Below are 16,932 nucleotides of genomic sequence, written 5' to 3'. Positions count from 1 at the left end.
GGGCCCTCGGACTGCTGCCGTTCTTCGTGCTCGGCTGGAAGCTCCGCCAGCTCCCGCTCGCCGACCTCTGGCTGAGCGCGTCGACGCGGGTCATCTGGGGCGTGCGCGCCGTGTCGCTCGGCCTGTTCACCGCCCTCGCCCTCGTGATCGCGAGCGACCTGGGGTTCTGGCGCGACGTGAAGATCCGGCGGGTGCTGCTGTTCCAGGAGGCGTACCCGTCGTTCGGCTACGACGAGTGGTGGGCCGGAGCGCTTCGGCTCGCCGCCATCGTGGTCGCCGGTGTGCTGGTCATCGCGTTCCTCACGCTCATCCCCCGCCGCGGCACCTGGTTCTCGCCGCTCGGCCAGGCCACGATGTACGTCTACCTGCTGCACAGCTTCGTGCTCTACCCGCTGCGGGAGTCCGGCTGGCTCGACGGGGTGCTGCCGTGGTGGGTGCTGCCGGCCATGCTCGTGCTGAGCGTGCTGATCGCCGTGGGGCTCTCGCAGCCGATCGTGCGGCGGGTGTTCCGGCCGCTGGTCGAGCCGCGCGCCGAGTGGCTGTTCCGGCGGCCCTCGTAACGTTACGCCGAGCGTCGGGCTCGTTGCGCGCGCGGACTCCGCGACCATACGCTTCCAGCAGTTCCGATCCGACCTTTTGGAGACCTCCATGACCGACAACGCTGCGAACTGGAAGTTCGAGACCAAGCAGATCCACACCGGTGCCCAGCCCGACCCGGTCACCAACGCGCGCGCCACGCCGATCTACCAGACCACGTCGTACGTGTTCGACAGCGCCGACCACGCCAAGAACCTGTTCGCCCTGGCCGAGTTCGGCAACATCTACACACGCATCCAGAACCCCACGCAGAACGTGGTGGAGGAGCGCGTGGCCGCGCTCGAGGGCGGGACAGCAGCGCTGCTGGTCGCCTCGGGCCAGGCCGCCGAGACCTTCGCCGTGCTCAACATCGCGCAGGCCGGCGACCACATCGTGTCGTCGTCGTCGATCTACGGCGGCACCTACAACCTCTTCAAGTACACGCTCGCGAAGCTCGGCATCGAGACCACCTTTGTGGAGGACCAGGACGACGCCGAGGAGTGGCGCCGGGCCGTGCGCCCCAACACGAAGCTCTTCTTCGCCGAGACCATCGGCAACCCCAAGATCAACATCCTCGACATCGGCCTCGTCTCGACCGTCGCCCACGAGTCGGGTGTGCCGCTCATCGTCGACAACACGATCGCCACGCCGTATCTCATCCGCCCGCTCGAGCACGGTGCCGACATCGTCGTGCACTCGGCCACGAAGTTCCTCGGCGGCCACGGCACCGTCATCGGCGGCATCATCGTCGACGGCGGAAAGTTCGAGTGGTCGAAGAACGTCGAGAAGTTCCCCGGCCTCACCGAGCCCGACCCGTCGTACCACGGCGCCAGCTACACCGGCGTGCTCGGCGACGGCATCGCGTACATCATCAAGGCGCGCGTGCAGCTGCTGCGCGACCTCGGCGCCTCGATCGCGCCGGCGAGCGCCTGGCAGCTCATCCAGGGCATCGAGACGCTCTCGCTCCGGATCGAGCGCCACGTGCAGAACGCGCAGGAGATCGCGGAGTGGCTCGACAACCACCCCGACATCGCCACCGTCTACTACGCCGGGCTCCCCTCGAGCCCCTGGTACGCGGCCGCGAACAAGTACGCCCCCAAGGGCGTCGGCGCCGTGCTGTCGTTCGAGCTCAAGGGCGGCGTGGATGCGGGCCGCACCTTCGTGGAGAGCCTCTCGCTCTTCAGCCACCTCGCCAACATCGGCGACGTGCGCTCGCTCGTCATCCACCCCGCCTCCACCACCCACTCCCAGCTCACCCCCGAGCAGCAGCTCACCACGGGCGTCACCCCCGGCCTGGTCCGCCTCTCCGTAGGCCTGGAGAACATCGACGACCTCAAGACCGACCTCGAGTCCGGCCTCAAGGCCGCAAGAGAGGTAGTCCGAGCAAACGCTGTCTAGATAACCGGTACAGGAAAAAGGCCCCTTGCGTAACATTCGGCAAGGGGCCTTCTCCATCCGCAAGACTTCCCTGGAGGCCGAACGCAACGGGCCCCACCCACCCGACCTAAGGCGGCACGGCTGCCGCGAAGCGCCGCGAAGCGACGCGCAGCGACAGCCGCGCCGCACGCCGCCTGCGCCGCAGCAGCGGCGGCGCAGCAAGGATTATATGGACTGGCAGACGAACGAAGACACCGTACCCTCCGGCTTCATCACCGACGCCCAGATCCGCTCCGTGCTCGGCAAGCCCCCTGCGTCGGGCGCCTGGCGGGAGGGAGACCCCGTGGGGCGGCGGCTGTTCGCCGATGTCGGGGAGTTCGTGTTCGAGAACGGCCAGCGGCTGCCGCAGACGCGGCTGGCCTACCAGACCTACGGCACACTCTCGCCGCAGCGCGACAACGCGGTGCTCGTGCTGCACGCGCTGACCGGCGACAGCAACCTCAACCACCCGGCCGAGCCGGGGCATCCGACGGACGGCTGGTGGCCGGGGCTCGTGGGGCCGGGCCTGCCGATCGACACCGACCGCTGGTTCGTGGTGGCGCCGAACATGCTGGGCGGCTGCCAGGGCTCGACGGGACCCTCCTCCATCGCGCCCGACGGCGCCGAGTGGGGCGCCCGCTTCCCGCACACCACCATCGCCGACCAGGTGCGCGCCCAGCACGCCCTCGCGGAGTCCCTCGGCATCGACCGCTGGTTCGCGGTGGTCGGCGGTTCGATGGGCGGCATGCAGGTGCTCGAGTGGGGGGTGCGGTATCCGGATGCCATGGAGCGCCTCGCCGTGATCGCCGCGCCCGCGCTCAGCTCGGCCGGCCAGATCGCGCTGAACTCGGTGCAGGTGCAGGCCATCCGTGCCGACGCCGCGTTCCACGGCGGCGACTACTACGACGCGGCCGACGGTGAGGGCCCGCACCAGGGCCTCGCGCTGGCCAGGCGGATGGCCCTTCTCAACTACCGCAGCCCGAGCGAGCTGAACGGCCGGTTCCAGCGCAGCTGGCAGAGCGGCATCAGCCCGCTCGGCGGCGGCGGGCGCTTCGCGGTGGAGTCGTACCTCGACTTCCACGGCAACAAGTTCACCCGTCGCTTCGACGCGAACACCTACATCACCCTCGTGGAGGCGATGAACTCGCACGACATCGGTCGCGGCCGGGCGGGGATCGTGCCGGCCCTCGAGTCGGTCACGGCACGGGCCCTCGTGGTGGGCATCGACAGCGACCGGCTGTTCCCGGTGGAGGACCAGGCCCTCATCGCCCGCCATCTGCCCAACACCCTCGACGGTGACGAGCCCGTGGTGATCGAGTCGAAGTTCGGCCACGACGGGTTCCTGATCGAGTTCGATGCGGTGGGCCGGGAGATCGCGCGGCTGTTCGCCGCTTGAGAAAATGCGGCCGGGGATCCCACTCTCGTGCGGATCCCCGGCCAATTCCCCCCAGAACTGATTCGAGATTACCGACAGCTGTCGAGTTGTTCTCGCCCCAATTCAGGGGGTAGTCGCCGCCTATAGGATGCAGACGTGCCCCGGACCGAGCGCGAACGCCACAAGCTCCTCACGCGTACGGCGCGCAATCTCGGCCTCCTGTTCGCCGGATCGTCGTTCGTCACCGTGGTCGTCGCGAACGTCGCCGACCTGGGGCCGGTGGCCCCGGCGCTGGCCCTGATGCTGCTCACCGGTTTCGGCTTCTATCTCGTCGGGTCGACCCGCACCCCCGTGATGCCCATCGCGACCTACGTCATCTCGCTGGCGACCCTCGCGGCCTTCAGTCTCCCGGGCGCCGGCGTCTCGGACACCGCCACCACGAACGGCATCACCCTCTTCGCCTCCACGGCCATCCCGTCGCTCATCGCCACCCTCGCCGCGCATCCGCGGTTCCTGTGGCTCGTCATCCCCGCCTACGTGCCCGTGCTCGTGCTCGTGATCGCGGCCACCTGGTCCACCGGGCGGGGCGCGTTCGTGATCGCCTCGGTGCTCGTGGGCTGGACCGCCCTGTTCGTGGCCGCCTCGTGGCTCTCCGCGAGCCTCCGCCGCGCCTTCCTCGGCATGGCGCGGCTCGGCCGGGCCCACGCCGTCGAGCGCCAGTCGAGCGAGCTCGAGGCGCAGCGGCGGCACGGCGCCCGGCTGCTCCACGACACGGTGCTCGCCACGCTCACCCTGCTCGCCCACTCGGGCATCGGCGTGCAGCCCGAGGCCCTCCGCAACCAGGCGGCGGAGGATGCGCGGCTGCTCCGGCAGCTCCGCCTCGGCGGCACCCCGATGCCGCGCTCCTCGGGCGGCTACACGCTCGAGCGGGTGGAGACGGGCGACCTCGGCCACACCCTCGAGTCGGTGAAGCAGCGCTTCGGGCGGATGGGACTGCAGGTGGCGTGGCACGGGTCGGGTCAGATCCTGCTGCAGAGCCACGTGCTCGATGCCTTCCTGCTCTCGCTCTCGGAGTGCCTCGAGAACGTGCGGCGGCATGCCGAGGTCGGCTCGGCCGACGTCACGATCACGGAGGACGACACGACCGTGCGCGCGATGGTCACCGATGCGGGGGTCGGCTTCGATCTCGATGCGGTGGATCTCGAACGGCTGGGGCTCGCCGAGTCGGTGATCGCCCGCATCCGCGACGTCGGAGGCAAAGTGCGGCTGTTCTCCTCCCCCGGCTCAGGAACCACCGTCGTGCTGGAGGTGCCGAAGTGACCGAGCCGCCCTCTCTCCGGCAGAGACCGGGATCCCGTGGCCGCACGCGGTCCGGTCGAGCGGATGCGCCCGCCGACGGCATGCTCACCCAGCTGGTGCGTGCCAGGAGGATGGGCCCGCGCGCGGTCGACGAGGTGCGCCAGCACATCGAGCGGGACTCGCGCCTGGGGCTCGGCTACCTCGGCATCGGCGCCGTCATCGTCGGGCTGATCCTGATCTGCCGCGGTCTCGTGTCGCTCGGCTGGACCTGGCAGGTCAACGACGGCCGGGTGCTCTCGGTGATCGCCTGGGTGATCGTGATCTCCGCGTTCGCCTCGGCCGTGCTGCTCGCCCGCCGCCGCAGGGGCAACCTGCCGCGCTCGGCCTACGCCCTCGTGCTGGCCGCGGATGCCCTCGCCCTCGTCCTCGACGAGATCGCCCTCCTGCAGAGCGACGGCCTCAGCTACGGAACGGTCGGCATCGGGGTGGGCGCCACACTGCTCGCGAGCGTGACCTTCCGGCCGGCCACCGACGTGCTGATCGCCGTGAGCGTGCTGACGGGGCTCTCGCTCGCCTCGATCGTCTGGTTCGCCGTGGCCGTGCCGGGCAGTGCGGGTGTCGCCATCGGGCAGCTCATGCTGACGGTCGTGCCGGTCTACGCCGGCATCGTCGTGGTGCGCTCGTTCGGCAACCTCGTGCAGCGCGAGCTCGACCGCACGGTCGCCGAGAGCACGATCGGTGCGCCGCGGTACGGCCTCGGCCTCCTCGCCTCGACCGAGCTCGCCCGCCTCGACCTCGCGGCGGAGGAGCTGCTGCAGGACGTGGCGACCGACCGGGTGCCGCTGCCCCTCGACAAGGAGCTCGCCGGCACCGCCTCGAGCCTCGCCACCGACCTGCGGCGACTGCTCGTGGCGGGCCGGCGGGAGACCTGGCTGCACCACGCGATCGCGGAGTCGGAGTACCTCGGCCCCGTGGTGACCCTGAGCGACCCCGACGGTCTCGCCGGCTACCTCGAGCCCGTGCAGCGCGACGGCCTGCTCTCGGCGATCTGGCTGATCGTCGACGAGTCCGGGCGCTCGACCCCCACCCTCGACCTCGAGATCGGCCGGCCCGGCTCCGTGGGCCAGGCGCGCGCTGACGATAGGATGGTGCTCCCGATAGCCATCTCGATCGGCGGAATACCCCGCCGTCGCATCGATCCGGCCGTCTGGTCTGCTTTGTCCCGAGTCGGCCAGTACTCGTTGGAGACCCGAACGGGCCGCCTCCGTGTCAGCGTCGACGCCCATGTCATCGTGCCGGACGCCTCGCGCTGATCCGGCCGGAAGGAGCACCCGTGTCGATCAACCGCGATCCGATCCGACTGGCGATCGTCGACGACCACCGCATGCTGCTGGGGGCTCTGACGGAGTGGATCCGCGGTGCCGCCGATGACATCAGCATGGTGGCCGCCGTCACCACCTGGCCCGAGCTCCTCACGCACCCGGAGTTCCCGGTCGACGTGGTGCTGCTCGACCTCGACCTGAAGGACAACCTGCCGGTCTCGGTCAAGCTGCGGGCGCTCAAGTCGGCCGGCGTGAAGACGGTGCTCATGAGCACCTACTCCGAGCCCGTCGTGGTGCGCGAGGCGATCGCCGCCGGAGCGCTCGGCTACCTCGTCAAGAGCGAGGAGGCCGACATGATCGTCGAGGCCATCCGGGCGGCCTCGGCCGGCGACAGCTTCATCTCGACCGAGCTCGATCTGGCCCTCGCCGCCGACGACCTCGAGTCGGCGCCGCGCCTGAGCGCGCAGGAGCGGCGCGTGATGGCGCTCTACGGCGGCGGCGAGCCCGTGAAGCAGGTCGCGAAGGCGCTCGACATCTCGGAGGAGACGGCGAAGTCCTACCTCAAGCGCATCCGCGAGAAGTACCGCCTGGTCGGGATCGACGTGGGCACGAAGGTGGCGCTCCGCAAGCGCGCCATCCAGGACGGCCTGCTGCCGCGCGACGAGTACCTCGGCAACCAGAGCGCCGACGACTTCGAAGACGACGTGCTGCCGAGCTGAGACCCCCGCGGGGCTAGGGCTGGGGCTAGGGCCGGGAGCGCTCGTCGAGAGCCGCCTCGAGCCGCTCGACCTTGCCGGTCAGCTCGCCGGAACGGCCGGGACGGATGTCGGCCTTCAGCACGAGCGACACCCGCGGTCCGTAGGCCTGCACGGCCAGGGTGGCGCGCTTGACGACGTCGAACACCTCGTCCCACTCCCCCTCGATCGTCGTGAACATCGAGTCGGTGGAGTTCGGAAGGCCTGAGGCCCGCACGACCTCGACGGCCGCGGCCACCGCGTCGTGCACGCTAGCGTCGGGAGAGGTGCCCCCGGAGGGTGCCACCGAAAAGGCCACCAGCATGTTCGTCTCCTCGCGTCGTGGTCCTCCTACTCTTCCACAGCATCCGGATCGCGATCACGAGCAGCGCGACGCTCAGCACGTTGCGGATCGTGAGCACGACGAGCATGAGCGGGTCGAGGTAGAGCAGCCAGTCGTAGGCGATCGGGTAGATCACCTGGGTGAGCCCGCCCATCACGAGCGCCATCAGCGCCGGCAGCTGGAACCGGCGACCCTGCGTGACGATGCCCAGGATGACGGGCGCCGCGAGCCACACCATGAACTGCGGCGACCCCACCTTGTTGAACACGATGAGCGCCATCACGAGCGCGAGCGAGAGCGGCGGCAGCACGGCGGTCGGTGAGGTGCCGGAGGCGACGACGACCACGGCGAGGGCGAGCACCGCCGCGACGGCGACCACGAGCAGCGGCGTCATCACGGCCGCAGCCGCCTCGCTGCCGGGCCCGGTGACCTGGAAGGTGAGGATGTCGAAGTCGTAGTAGACCCGGCTCGGATCCGCGACGCGCGCCATCCACATCCAGATCGTCGAGACGGGAGACTCCACCTGGAGCCCCCGCCCCGTCTGCTCGGTCACGAAGCTGAAGACGTTGAGGCCCGAGCCGAACGCGAGCGCACCGGCCGCGACCGCCACGAGGGTGCTCCCGGCGGCGATCGCGAGCCGCAGCCGGCGCCGCACGGCCACCACGCCCGCGGCGATGAGCACGGCGGGCCAGACCTTCACCCAGGTGGCGAGGGCGAGCAGCACGCCCGCGACCGCGGGCCGGTTGCGGGCGAGCAGGAGGCCGACGATCGCGAGGTCGACCGTGAACACGTCGATCCGCCCCACGGCGACGGGGCCGACGAGCAGGAGGTAGACGATCCACCACCAGGCGGCCACGATCCGGAGCCCGCCCGCGGCGCGCGAGGGCCCGGCACCGGCGAGCAGGAAGGCGAACACCGCGGCGTCCGCCATCGTGACGATGAGCATCCACCCCACCCCGTAGAGCTCGGGGCCCAGCACGAGCGAGGCGAGCATGGGGAGGAAGGCGAGGACGGGGTAGACCCAGGGGCCGTCGATGCCGAGGCGGTAGCCGTCGAGCGACTGCTGCACCCACGGCAGGTAGACGTTCGTGACGTCGCCGAACGGCAGTCCCGGATGCGTGAGGCCCACGGCGCCGAGCCAGACGTGCGCGGCGAGGAAGACGATCCACAGGATCACGGGCGAGCCGGCGAGTCGACGCACGTGATTCTGCACGACGGTCATCCTATTGCCCGCTCATTCCCAGCCGGCGACCACCTTGTTTTGTTCTACTGGTGAAGATGCCCCGCCGCGCCCCGATCCGGGTCGCCCCGACCGGAAGATCCGAGTGAACAAGCCTGCCAAGTACGCCGTCGCCCTCGTGGCGGCGGTCGTCGCCGTCGGTGCCGTCGCCGTCGTGGCGGTGCCCATCCTCGCCCGCGGGAGCCTGCAGAGCTCCGCGGCCTCCCAGCGCATCGTGCCGACCGTCATGGCCGTGCCCGAGAACGCGGTCGCGACCCCCACGGCCACCACCTGGCGGCTCGGCCCGGACTCGAGCGTGGGCTACCGCATGAGCACGGTCGACGGGCTCGAGGTCTCCGGCAGCACCACCGAGATCGAGGGCGTCATCAGCCGGGCCGGCGAGACCGTGACCGACGCCGAGTTCATGCTCGACCTCGCGAGCCTCGTGAGCGAGGGCGACGCCCGCACGATGCTGCTGCAGGCCCTCGTGGCGGCGACCGGCGGCAACTCCACGGCCTCTTTCGTGCTCACCGAGCCGATCGACCTCACGAGCGCCACCACCACGGTCGACGGCGAGGAGGTCGTGCCGATCACCGGCGTGCTCACCGTGCGCGGCGTGAGCAACGAGGTGCACGCGGATGCGACGGTCGACTTCGGCGACAGCCGCGGCACGGTCACGGCCAGCATCCCGATCGACCTCGCGGCGTACGGGATCTCGTTCGCGGGATTCGGCGTGGTGCAGGTGGAGGACATCGCCTACATCGACATCGATCTCGAGGCGCAGCCCGGGCGCTGACGCCCGCGCGGGCACGGCGGGTCGGGGTCAGCCGAGCAGCCTCGCGATGATCCTGGGCGCCGCCCCGGCGATCTCGAGCGCGGGCACGGGCCCGCCGTCGGCGGCCAGTTCGGCAGCACGGGCGTGCACCCACGCTCCGGTGGCGGCGATGGCCACGAGCCGCGCGGGCTCCTCGAGCACCGCCTCGGACTGCGCGGCCACGAGCGCACCCACGATGCCGCCGAGCACGTCGCCGGAGCCCGCCGTGGCCGCCCAGCTCGTGGGCGCCTCCACCCGCACCGCGCGCGGCACGTCGTCCGGAGCCGCCAGCGACCGCGGGGCCACGACGTGGGTGATCCGGCCCTTCAGCAGCACCACGCACCCCGTGAGGTCGGCCGCGTGCTGGGCGGACGAGGCCGGATCGGCGCGCACGCCCGCGCGATCCGTCTGCACCCCGAACGCGGCGAGCAGGGTGGTGAGCTCGCCCGCGTGCGGCGTGAGCACGGTCGTCGCCGGCGCTCGTGGAGCGAGGTCGAGAGCGCCCGCGTCGAGCACGAGCGGCACGCCGTCGCCGAGGGCGTGCTCGATCCGCTCCCTGGCCGCGTCGTCCCGCTCGGCCGCGTCGGTGCCGGAGCCGATCAGCCAGGCCTGCACCCGCCCCGGCTTCGTCACGGCCTCCGGTCGCGCGCTCAGCACGAGGCCGCTCGGGCGCTGGTCGCCGAGGTAGCGCACCATGCCGGCGCCGGCGCGCACCGCGGCCTCCACGCCGAGAACGGCGGCGCCGGGGTAGCTCGCCGATCCGGTGATCACGCCGAGCACACCCCGGGTGTACTTGTCGTCGTCGGATCGTGGGGCCCGCACCCAGGCCGACGCCTCGACTTCGTTCCACTCCCGCCAGGACACCGCGGAACCCTCGTCGCTCGCCATGCCCTCAGAATAGAACGCGTGACCGATTCCGCACTCTTCCGCCCGATCGCCCTCCGCTCCGTCACCCTGCGCAACCGCGTGTGGGTGGCACCGATGTGCCAGTACTCCGCCGACGAGCACGACGGCATGCCGAACGACTGGCACCTCGTGCACCTCGGCTCGTTCGCCATCGGCGGTGCCGGCCTCGTGCTCACCGAGGCCACCGCCGTCTCGCCCGAGGGCCGGATCTCGCCCGAGGACCTGGGCATCTGGAACAGCGAGCAGCAGGCCGTCTTCGCCCGCATCACGGCCTTCATCCGGTCTCAGGGCGCTGTCGCCGGCATCCAGCTCGCCCACGCGGGCCGGAAGGCCTCCACCTACCGCAGTTGGTCGGAGGTGCAGGGCACCGTGCCCGAGGCCGAGGGCGGGTGGCCGACGGTCGCACCCTCGGCGGTGGCCTTCGACGGCTACGAGGCCCCGCGGGCCCTCGATGCCGGCGAGCTGCCCGGAATCGTCGCCGACTTCCGGGCCGCCGCCCGGCGCGCCGTCGACGCGGGCTTCGAGGTGATCGAGGTGCACGCCGCGCACGGCTACCTGCTGCACCAGTTCCTCTCGCCGCTGTCGAACGAGCGAACGGATGCCTACGGCGGGTCGCTCGAGAACCGCGCGCGGCTGCTGCTCGAGATCGTGCGTGCCGTGCGCGCCGAGATCGGGGAGGACCTCGCGCTGCTCGTGCGCTTCTCGGGCACCGACTGGGTGGAGGGCGGCTGGGACGCCGAGCAGACCGCCACCGTCGCCGGCTGGGCCGCGGAGGCCGGGGCGGACCTCTTCGACATCTCGAGCGGCGGGCTGGTGCCGGCCACGATCCCGGTGGGGCCGCTCTACCAGGTGCATCTCGCGACCGAGGTCAAGGAGCGCGCCGGGGTCGCGGTGTCGGCCGTGGGCCTCATCACGACCGCTCAGGAGGCGGAGGAGATCGTGGCCTCCGGCCGGGCCGACGCCGTCATGCTGGCGCGCGAACTGCTCCGCGATCCGCACTTCCCGCTGCGGGCCGCGGGCGAGCTCGGCGCCGAGATCGACTACTGGCCGGCGCAGTACCTGCGCGCCCGGCCCCGCCGCCCGCGCTAGCGGGACAGCGCCCGGCGGGGTCGCACCGGGGCCCCGCAGCTAGCGCCTGGTCGCGTCCTCGACCTCGCCCACGAGCTCCTCGATGATGTCCTCGAGGAAGAGCACGCCCGTCGTGCGGCCGGACTCCGAGAAGGCCCTGGCGAGGTGGGCGCCGCTCTTGCGCATGGCGGCCAGGGCGTCCTCCAGATCCGTCTTCTCGTAGAGCGACGGCAGCTGGCGGATGCGCTTGGCCGGGATCGGGTCGTCGAACTCGTCGTCGTCGAGGTCGATCACGTCCTTCAGGTGCACGTAGCCGGCCGGAAGACCTTCGTCGTCGGGCAGCACGTAGCGCGAGAAACCGTGCTTGGCGACGGCGCGCTCGACATCGGCGGGGGTGGCGCCGGCCGGCAGGCTCACGAGCCCGTCGAGCGGCAGCGCGACCTCGTCGACGCGCTTCGAGGTGAACTCGAAGGCGGCGGTGAGGGTGCCGGTCGTGTCCGAGAGCATGCCCTCCCGCTGGGACTGCTCCACGATGGTCGACACCTCGTCGAGCGTGAAGGCGCTGGCGGCCTCGCTCTTGGGCTCCACCCGGAACAGCCTCAGCACGCCGTTCGCCGTCGCGTTCAGCGCCACGATCACGAAGCGGAACACGCGCGCCACGCCCACGAGGGGCGTCGCGAGCAGCAGCACCGCGCGGTCGGGCACCGAGAACGAGATGTTCTTCGGCACCATCTCACCGAGCACGACGTGCAGGAACGACACCAGCACGAGCGTGATCACGAAGCCGGCCGTGCCCACGGCCTCCTCGGGCAGCCCAGTGAGGTGCAGCGGGCCCTCGAGCAGGTGGTGGATGGCGGGCTCGGAGACGTTGAGGATGAGCAGCGAGCACACGGTGATGCCCAGCTGCGTGGTGGCGAGCATGAGCGTGGCGTGCTCCATGGCCCAGAGCGCCGTCTTGGCGCTCGCCTTGCCCTGCTCGGCGAGCGGTTCGATCTGCGAGCGGCGCGCCGAGATGACGGCGAACTCCGCCGCCACGAAGAAGGCGTTGCCGGCCAGCAGCACGACGAGCCAGACGATCCCGAGCCAGTCAGACATCGGCGGCCTCCTCGGCGGGGATGTAGCGGAGCCGGTCGATCCGGCGGCCGTCGAGGCGCTCCACGCGGAGGGCGCCGCCCGGCAGCGCCACCTGGTCGCCCACGGCGGGCAGGCGGCCGAGCTCGCTCATCACGAAACCGGCGACGGTCTCGTAGGGGCCGTCCTCGGGCACCGCTATGCCGGCCTGGTCGGCGAGCTCGTCGGGCCGGAGCATGCCGGGGAACGTGGTGTCGCCGCGGCTGTGCACGACACCGGCGCGCGTGCGGTCGTGCTCGTCGACGAGCTCGCCCACGAGTTCCTCCACCAGATCCTCGAGGGTCACGACGCCCGCGGTGCCGCCGTACTCGTCCATCACCACGGCCATCTGGTAGCCGCGGCCACGGAGCTCGCCGAGCAGCACGTCGAGCGCCATCGTCTCCGGCACCCGGATGGTCTCGGTCATGATCGCGGTCACCGGCACGTCCGCGCGTCGGTCGCGCGGGATCGACACCGCCTGCTTCACGTGCACGAGGCCCACGATGTCGTCGATGTCGTCGTCGATCACGGGGAAGCGCGAGTGGCCCGTCGAGCGGGCGAGGCCGAGCACGGTCGCCGCGGTCTCGTCGCGCTTGACGCTGACGATGCGGGGTCTCGGCGTCATGGCATCCGAGGCGTCGTGCGAGGCGAACAGCAGCGTGCGGTTGAGGAGGGTGGCGGTGTCGACCTCGAGGGTGCCCTCGAGCGCCGAGCGGCGCACGAGCGACGAGAGCTCCTCGGCGGTGCGCGCCCCCGAGAGCTCTTCCTTCGGCTCGATGCCGATGAGGCGCAGCAGGGCGTTCGCGCTGTTGTTGAGGAGCGCCACGGCCGGCCGGAAGACCATGGTGAACGCGAGCTGGAACGGCACCACGATGCGGGCGGTCTTCAGCGGCAGCGCGAGCGCGAAGTTCTTGGGCACGAGCTCGCCGATGATCATCGACAGGAGGGTGGCGAAGACGATGCCGATCGTGGCGCTGAGCGGCGGCACGAGACCCTCCGGCAGACCGATCGCGAGGAACGGCTCGCGCAGCAGGCTCGAGATGGCGGGCTCCATGGTGTAGCCCGTGAGGAGCGTGGTGAGGGTGATGCCGAGCTGGGCGCTCGAGAGGTGGGTGGAGGTGTGCTTCAGCGCCGAGATGGTGGGCGTGAGGCCCTTCTCACCGCGAGCGGTGCGCGCCTCGAGATCGGAGCGGTCGAGGTTGACGAGCGAGAACTCGCTCGCCACGAAGAGGCCGGTGCCCACGGTGAGCAGCAGGCCGACCCCCACCATGATCCACTCGAAGAGCACCCGCTCAGTGTAGCTCCGCTCACCAGCTGACCGGCAGCGCCTTGCCCTCCTCGTAGCCCGCGGCCGACTGGATGCCGACGAGGGCGCGGTCGTGGAAGCTCGGCACGTCGGCTGCTCCGGCGTAGGTGAACGAGGAGCGGACGCCCGAGGTGATCATGTCGAGGAGGTCCTCGACCGAGGGGCGGAGCGGATCGAGGTAGATCCGGCTCGACGAGATGCCCTCGGCGAAGAGGGTCTTGCGCGCGAGCTCGTAGGCGTCGAGGCGGCCGAAGCGCTCCTGCACGGCCTTCGTGGAGGCCATGCCCCAGCTCTCCTTGTAGAGCCGGCCTTCCGCATCCGCCGCCAGCCGGCCCGGCGCCTCGACGGTGCCCGCGAACCACGAGCCGATCATGACCGAGGCGGCCCCCGCCGCGAGGGCGAGGGCGACGTCGCGCGGGTAGCGCACTCCCCCGTCGGCCCAGACGTGGGCGCCGCGGTCCTTCGCGGCCGCCGCGGTCTCGAGCACGGCGGAGAACTGCGGCCGGCCCACGGCCGTCATCATGCGCGTCGTGCACATGGCGCCCGGCCCCACCCCCACCTTCAGGATGTCGGCGCCCGCGTCGACGAGGTCGTCCACGGCGCGCGCGGTCACCACGTTGCCGGCCACCACGGGCACGCCGAGCTTCGCGTCGCGGATGGCCTTGAGCGCACGCAGCATGCCCTCCTGGTGGCCGTGTGCGGTGTCGACCACGAGCACGTCGACGCCCGCCGACACGAGGGCCCGGGCCTTCAGCGCCACGTCGCCGTTGATGCCCACGGCCGCGGCCACCAGCAGTCGGCCGTCGGCGTCGACGGCGGGCCGGTAGATCGTCGCGCGCAGCGCGCTCGTGCGGCTGAGGGTTCCCACCAGGGCGCCGTGCCGCACGATCGGCGCGAAGTCGAGATCGGCCGCCACCATGGCGTCGAACGCCTCGCGGGGGCCGTCGATGTCGTCGGCCGAGATGCTCGTGAGCGCCCCGTGGTGCGCCGCACCCTGCAGCAGGTCGCCGAGCCGGGCATCCGGGAGCGCCGTGGCCAGGCGCACGGCCGGGATGCAGCCCTCGTAGCGGTCGCCGTCGTAGATCACGAGCCCCTGGCCGGGCACCGCCGGCACCTGCCGGAGCGCCTCCTCGACGGTCTGGCCGCCCTGGAAGGCGAAGGGCGTGTCGAAGGCCACCGACTGCTCCTTCACCCAGCGGATGGCGGCGTCGAGCTCCTGCAGCGGGAGATCCTGCGGCAGCACCCCCAGCCCGCCGCGACGGGCGAGCGAGGCCGCGAGCCTCGGCCCCGTCACGGAGTTCATGTTGGCCGACACGATCGGGATCGTCGCGCCGGTGCCGTCGGTCGGCGCGAGCGAGACGTCGAGCCTGCTCGTGACCGCCGAGCGGGACGGCACGAGGAAGACGTCGGAATAGGTCAGATCGTCGCGGGAAGGGTCTCCGTAGAACTCCATGCGACCCACGCTAAACCCGCCGCCTCTGGTCTCGGGACTCCGCACGTTGGTTTAGGCTTGAAGGTGCACGTGTCCACGCGTGAACAAGCAGCGCAGCAGACACCGGCACGTGCCATCGTGAGGCAAACGGGAAGTGGGCGATCGGCTTTGGCTAGCCAAGTGACGGGTACGAGCACCGACGACGGCGCATCGGGAGAATTCGGGGCCAACGAGTGGCTCGTCGACGAACTGTACGAGCAGTACGTCGCCGACAAGAACTCGGTCGACAAGTCGTGGTGGCCGGTGCTCGAGAGCTACCGGGCGAACACGGGCGGCGCATCCGCAGACGCCGCCGCCGCACCCGCCTCGCCGTCTGGTGAGGAGCCCGCGTCGAACGCACCGGAGGGCGCCACCGGCAGCCCCGAGGCCCCCGTGACCGCGACACCGCCGGCCCAGACCGAGTCGGGGCAGATCGCCGAGGCCTCCTCGGCGCGGCCCGCGACGCAGCCCATCGCGAAGACCACGAGCATCGAGGCCCGCCCCCAGCCGATCCCGGCGGAGGCCCCCTCCACCCGGAGCGTCTCGGCGGAGGACGCCGCGAAGGACGACGCCGCCGCGGAGAAGGACGTCGTGTCGCCGCTGCGTGGCATGGCGAAGTCGCTCGCCACGAACATGGATGCGAGCCTCACGGTTCCCACCGCCACGAGCGTGCGGTCGATCCCGGCCAAGCTCATGATCGACAACCGCATCGTGATCAACAACCACCTCCGCCGTGCGCGCGGCGGCAAGGTCTCGTTCACCCACCTCATCGGCTGGGCCCTCGTGCAGGCGCTCAAGGAGTTCCCGAGCCAGAACGTCTACTACGACGAGGTCGACGGCAAGCCCTCCGTGGTGGCCCCCGCCCACGTGGGCCTCGGCATCGCGATCGACATGCCCAAGCCCGACGGCACGCGCGCCCTGCTGGTCCCCGGCATCAAGCGCGCCGACACCATGGGCTTCAACGAGTTCCTCGCCGCCTACGAGGACCTCGTGCGCCGGGCCCGCGCCAACAAGCTCACCGGAGCCGACTTCCAGGGCACCACGATCTCGCTCACCAACCCGGGCGGCATCGGCACCGTGCACTCCGTGCCGCGGCTCATGAAGGGGCAGGGCTGCATCATCGGCGCCGGAGCCCTCGAGTACCCGGCCGAGTTCCAGGGCGCCTCCCCCCGCGTGCTGAGCGACCTCGGCATCGGCAAGGTCATCACCCTCACCTCCACCTACGACCACCGCGTCATCCAAGGCGCGGGCTCCGGGGAGTTCCTCAAGAAGGTGCACGAGCTGCTGCTCGGGGAGCGCGGCTTCTACGAGAACATCTTCGCCGAGCTCCGCATCCCCTACGAGCCCATCCACTGGGCCGCCGACATCTCGGTCGACGAGGCGAGCGCGATCGACAAGACCGCGCGCGTGCAGGAGCTCATCAACGCGTTCCGCGTGCGCGGCCACCTGATGGCCGACATCGACCCGCTCGAGTACCGCCAGCGCACCCACCCCGACCTCGACATCGCGAGCCACGGCCTCACCTTCTGGGACCTCGACCGCGAGTTCGTGACCGGTGAGTTCGGACTCACCCGCCAGGCCTACCTGCGCGACATCCTCGGCGTGCTGCGCGACTCCTACTGCCGCAAGATCGGCATCGAGTACATGCACATCCAGGATCCCGCCGAGCGGCGCTGGATCCAGGAGAAGGTCGAGCGCCCCTACGCCAAGCCCGGCCACGACGAGCAGATGCGCATCCTCGCCAAGCTCAACGAGGCCGAGGCGTTCGAGACCTTCCTGCAGACCAAGTACGTCGGCCAGAAGCGGTTCTCGCTCGAGGGCGGCGAGTCCACGATCGCGCTGCTGGACGCCATCATCCAGGGCGCCGCCGAGGAGGGCCTCGACGAGGTCGCCATCGGCATGGCGCACCGCGGCCGGCTGAACGTGCTCACGAACATCGCGGGCAAGACCTACGGCCAGATCTTCCGCGAGTT

The 16,932-nt window shown here is 71.1% G+C and carries 15 protein-coding genes; 9 read left to right on the top strand and 6 right to left on the bottom strand.

What is annotated here, in order from left to right:
- From Q0D57_RS15815 to Q0D57_RS15790, 6 genes are all read left to right on the top strand, one after another.
- On the top strand, positions 1-560 hold a 560-nt coding region (locus Q0D57_RS15815; protein ID WP_291045817.1), incomplete at its 5' end, for an acyltransferase family protein.
- An 88-nt stretch (positions 561-648) separates the two neighbouring features.
- Entirely contained in the window at positions 649-1,974 is a 1,326-nt protein-coding gene (locus Q0D57_RS15810; RefSeq protein WP_291045815.1) for a bifunctional o-acetylhomoserine/o-acetylserine sulfhydrylase, read from the top strand.
- Positions 1,975-2,182: 208 nt separating this feature from the next.
- Positions 2,183-3,388: a homoserine O-acetyltransferase gene (locus Q0D57_RS15805; protein ID WP_291045813.1), complete on the top strand. Its 1,206-nt coding sequence runs from the start codon at positions 2,183-2,185 to the stop codon at positions 3,386-3,388.
- 135 nt (positions 3,389-3,523) lie between these two features.
- Positions 3,524-4,687: an ATP-binding protein gene (locus tag Q0D57_RS15800; RefSeq protein WP_291045811.1), complete on the top strand. Its 1,164-nt coding sequence runs from the start codon at positions 3,524-3,526 to the stop codon at positions 4,685-4,687.
- Entirely contained in the window at positions 4,684-5,979 is a 1,296-nt protein-coding gene (locus Q0D57_RS15795; protein WP_291045809.1) for a hypothetical protein, read from the top strand. The genes Q0D57_RS15800 and Q0D57_RS15795 overlap by 4 nt, the downstream gene beginning before the upstream one ends.
- A gap of 20 nt (positions 5,980-5,999) precedes the next feature.
- Positions 6,000-6,707 (top strand): response regulator transcription factor, encoded by a 708-nt coding sequence (locus tag Q0D57_RS15790; RefSeq protein WP_291045808.1) that lies wholly within the window; start codon positions 6,000-6,002, stop codon positions 6,705-6,707.
- A 25-nt stretch (positions 6,708-6,732) separates the two neighbouring features.
- Here Q0D57_RS15790 and Q0D57_RS15785 read toward each other — a convergent pair whose 3' ends face one another.
- Complete coding sequence (locus Q0D57_RS15785) at positions 6,733-7,047, bottom strand: thiamine-binding protein (protein ID WP_291045806.1); 315 nt, start codon at positions 7,045-7,047, stop codon at positions 6,733-6,735.
- Positions 6,995-8,278 carry a glycosyltransferase family 87 protein gene (locus Q0D57_RS15780; protein ID WP_291045804.1) on the bottom strand — a complete coding sequence of 428 codons (1,284 nt, stop codon included), beginning with the start codon at positions 8,276-8,278 and terminating at the stop codon, positions 6,995-6,997. The genes Q0D57_RS15785 and Q0D57_RS15780 overlap by 53 nt, the downstream gene beginning before the upstream one ends.
- Positions 8,279-8,390: 112 nt before the next feature.
- On the opposite strand from Q0D57_RS15780, the gene Q0D57_RS15775 reads away from it, so the two are divergent.
- On the top strand, positions 8,391-9,080 hold the full coding sequence (locus Q0D57_RS15775) for a YceI family protein (RefSeq protein ID WP_291045801.1): 690 nt from the start codon (positions 8,391-8,393) through the stop codon (positions 9,078-9,080).
- Positions 9,081-9,107: 27 nt separating this feature from the next.
- Here the strand turns inward: Q0D57_RS15775 and Q0D57_RS15770 are convergent, their stop codons facing one another.
- Complete coding sequence (locus tag Q0D57_RS15770; protein WP_291045798.1) at positions 9,108-9,986, bottom strand: ADP/ATP-dependent (S)-NAD(P)H-hydrate dehydratase; 879 nt, start codon at positions 9,984-9,986, stop codon at positions 9,108-9,110.
- An 18-nt stretch (positions 9,987-10,004) separates the two neighbouring features.
- On the opposite strand from Q0D57_RS15770, the gene Q0D57_RS15765 reads away from it, so the two are divergent.
- Positions 10,005-11,093, top strand: coding sequence for an NADH:flavin oxidoreductase/NADH oxidase (locus Q0D57_RS15765; protein ID WP_291045796.1), 1,089 nt, complete (start codon positions 10,005-10,007; stop codon positions 11,091-11,093).
- Positions 11,094-11,132: 39 nt separating this feature from the next.
- Here Q0D57_RS15765 and Q0D57_RS15760 read toward each other — a convergent pair whose 3' ends face one another.
- From Q0D57_RS15760 to Q0D57_RS15750, 3 genes are read right to left on the bottom strand one after another with little or no spacing between them, the layout of a single operon-like run.
- Positions 11,133-12,167, bottom strand: coding sequence for a hemolysin family protein (locus tag Q0D57_RS15760; protein ID WP_291045794.1), 1,035 nt, complete (start codon positions 12,165-12,167; stop codon positions 11,133-11,135).
- Positions 12,160-13,452, bottom strand: coding sequence for a hemolysin family protein (locus tag Q0D57_RS15755; RefSeq protein WP_291045820.1), 1,293 nt, complete (start codon positions 13,450-13,452; stop codon positions 12,160-12,162). Before Q0D57_RS15755 ends, Q0D57_RS15760 begins: the two co-directional genes overlap by 8 nt.
- 37 nt (positions 13,453-13,489) lie before the next feature.
- Positions 13,490-14,941 carry a GuaB1 family IMP dehydrogenase-related protein gene (locus tag Q0D57_RS15750; protein WP_291045792.1) on the bottom strand — a complete coding sequence of 484 codons (1,452 nt, stop codon included), beginning with the start codon at positions 14,939-14,941 and terminating at the stop codon, positions 13,490-13,492.
- 147 nt (positions 14,942-15,088) lie between these two features.
- Between Q0D57_RS15750 and Q0D57_RS15745 the strand changes: the two genes are divergently transcribed.
- The coding region (locus Q0D57_RS15745) for a multifunctional oxoglutarate decarboxylase/oxoglutarate dehydrogenase thiamine pyrophosphate-binding subunit/dihydrolipoyllysine-residue succinyltransferase subunit (protein WP_291045790.1) at positions 15,089-16,932 on the top strand (1,844 nt) is incomplete at its 3' end.

The sequence above is a fragment of the Herbiconiux sp. genome (genome assembly GCF_023264895.1).
Lineage (GTDB): Bacteria > Actinomycetota > Actinomycetes > Actinomycetales > Microbacteriaceae > Herbiconiux.
This window is presented reverse-complemented; position numbering and strand designations above follow the sequence as displayed.

Coding starts and splice junctions, on each gene's coding strand:
- Q0D57_RS15760 (WP_291045794.1), bottom strand. CDS start 12,167: ATGTCTGACTGGCTCGGGATCGTCTGGCTCGTCGTGCTGCTGGCCGGC.
- Q0D57_RS15755 (WP_291045820.1), bottom strand. CDS start 13,452: ATGGTGGGGGTCGGCCTGCTGCTCACCGTGGGCACCGGCCTCTTCGTG.
- Q0D57_RS15810 (WP_291045815.1), top strand. CDS start 649: ATGACCGACAACGCTGCGAACTGGAAGTTCGAGACCAAGCAGATCCAC.
- Q0D57_RS15805 (WP_291045813.1), top strand. CDS start 2,183: ATGGACTGGCAGACGAACGAAGACACCGTACCCTCCGGCTTCATCACC.
- Q0D57_RS15785 (WP_291045806.1), bottom strand. CDS start 7,047: ATGCTGGTGGCCTTTTCGGTGGCACCCTCCGGGGGCACCTCTCCCGAC.
- Q0D57_RS15750 (WP_291045792.1), bottom strand. CDS start 14,941: ATGGAGTTCTACGGAGACCCTTCCCGCGACGATCTGACCTATTCCGAC.
- Q0D57_RS15770 (WP_291045798.1), bottom strand. CDS start 9,986: ATGGCGAGCGACGAGGGTTCCGCGGTGTCCTGGCGGGAGTGGAACGAA.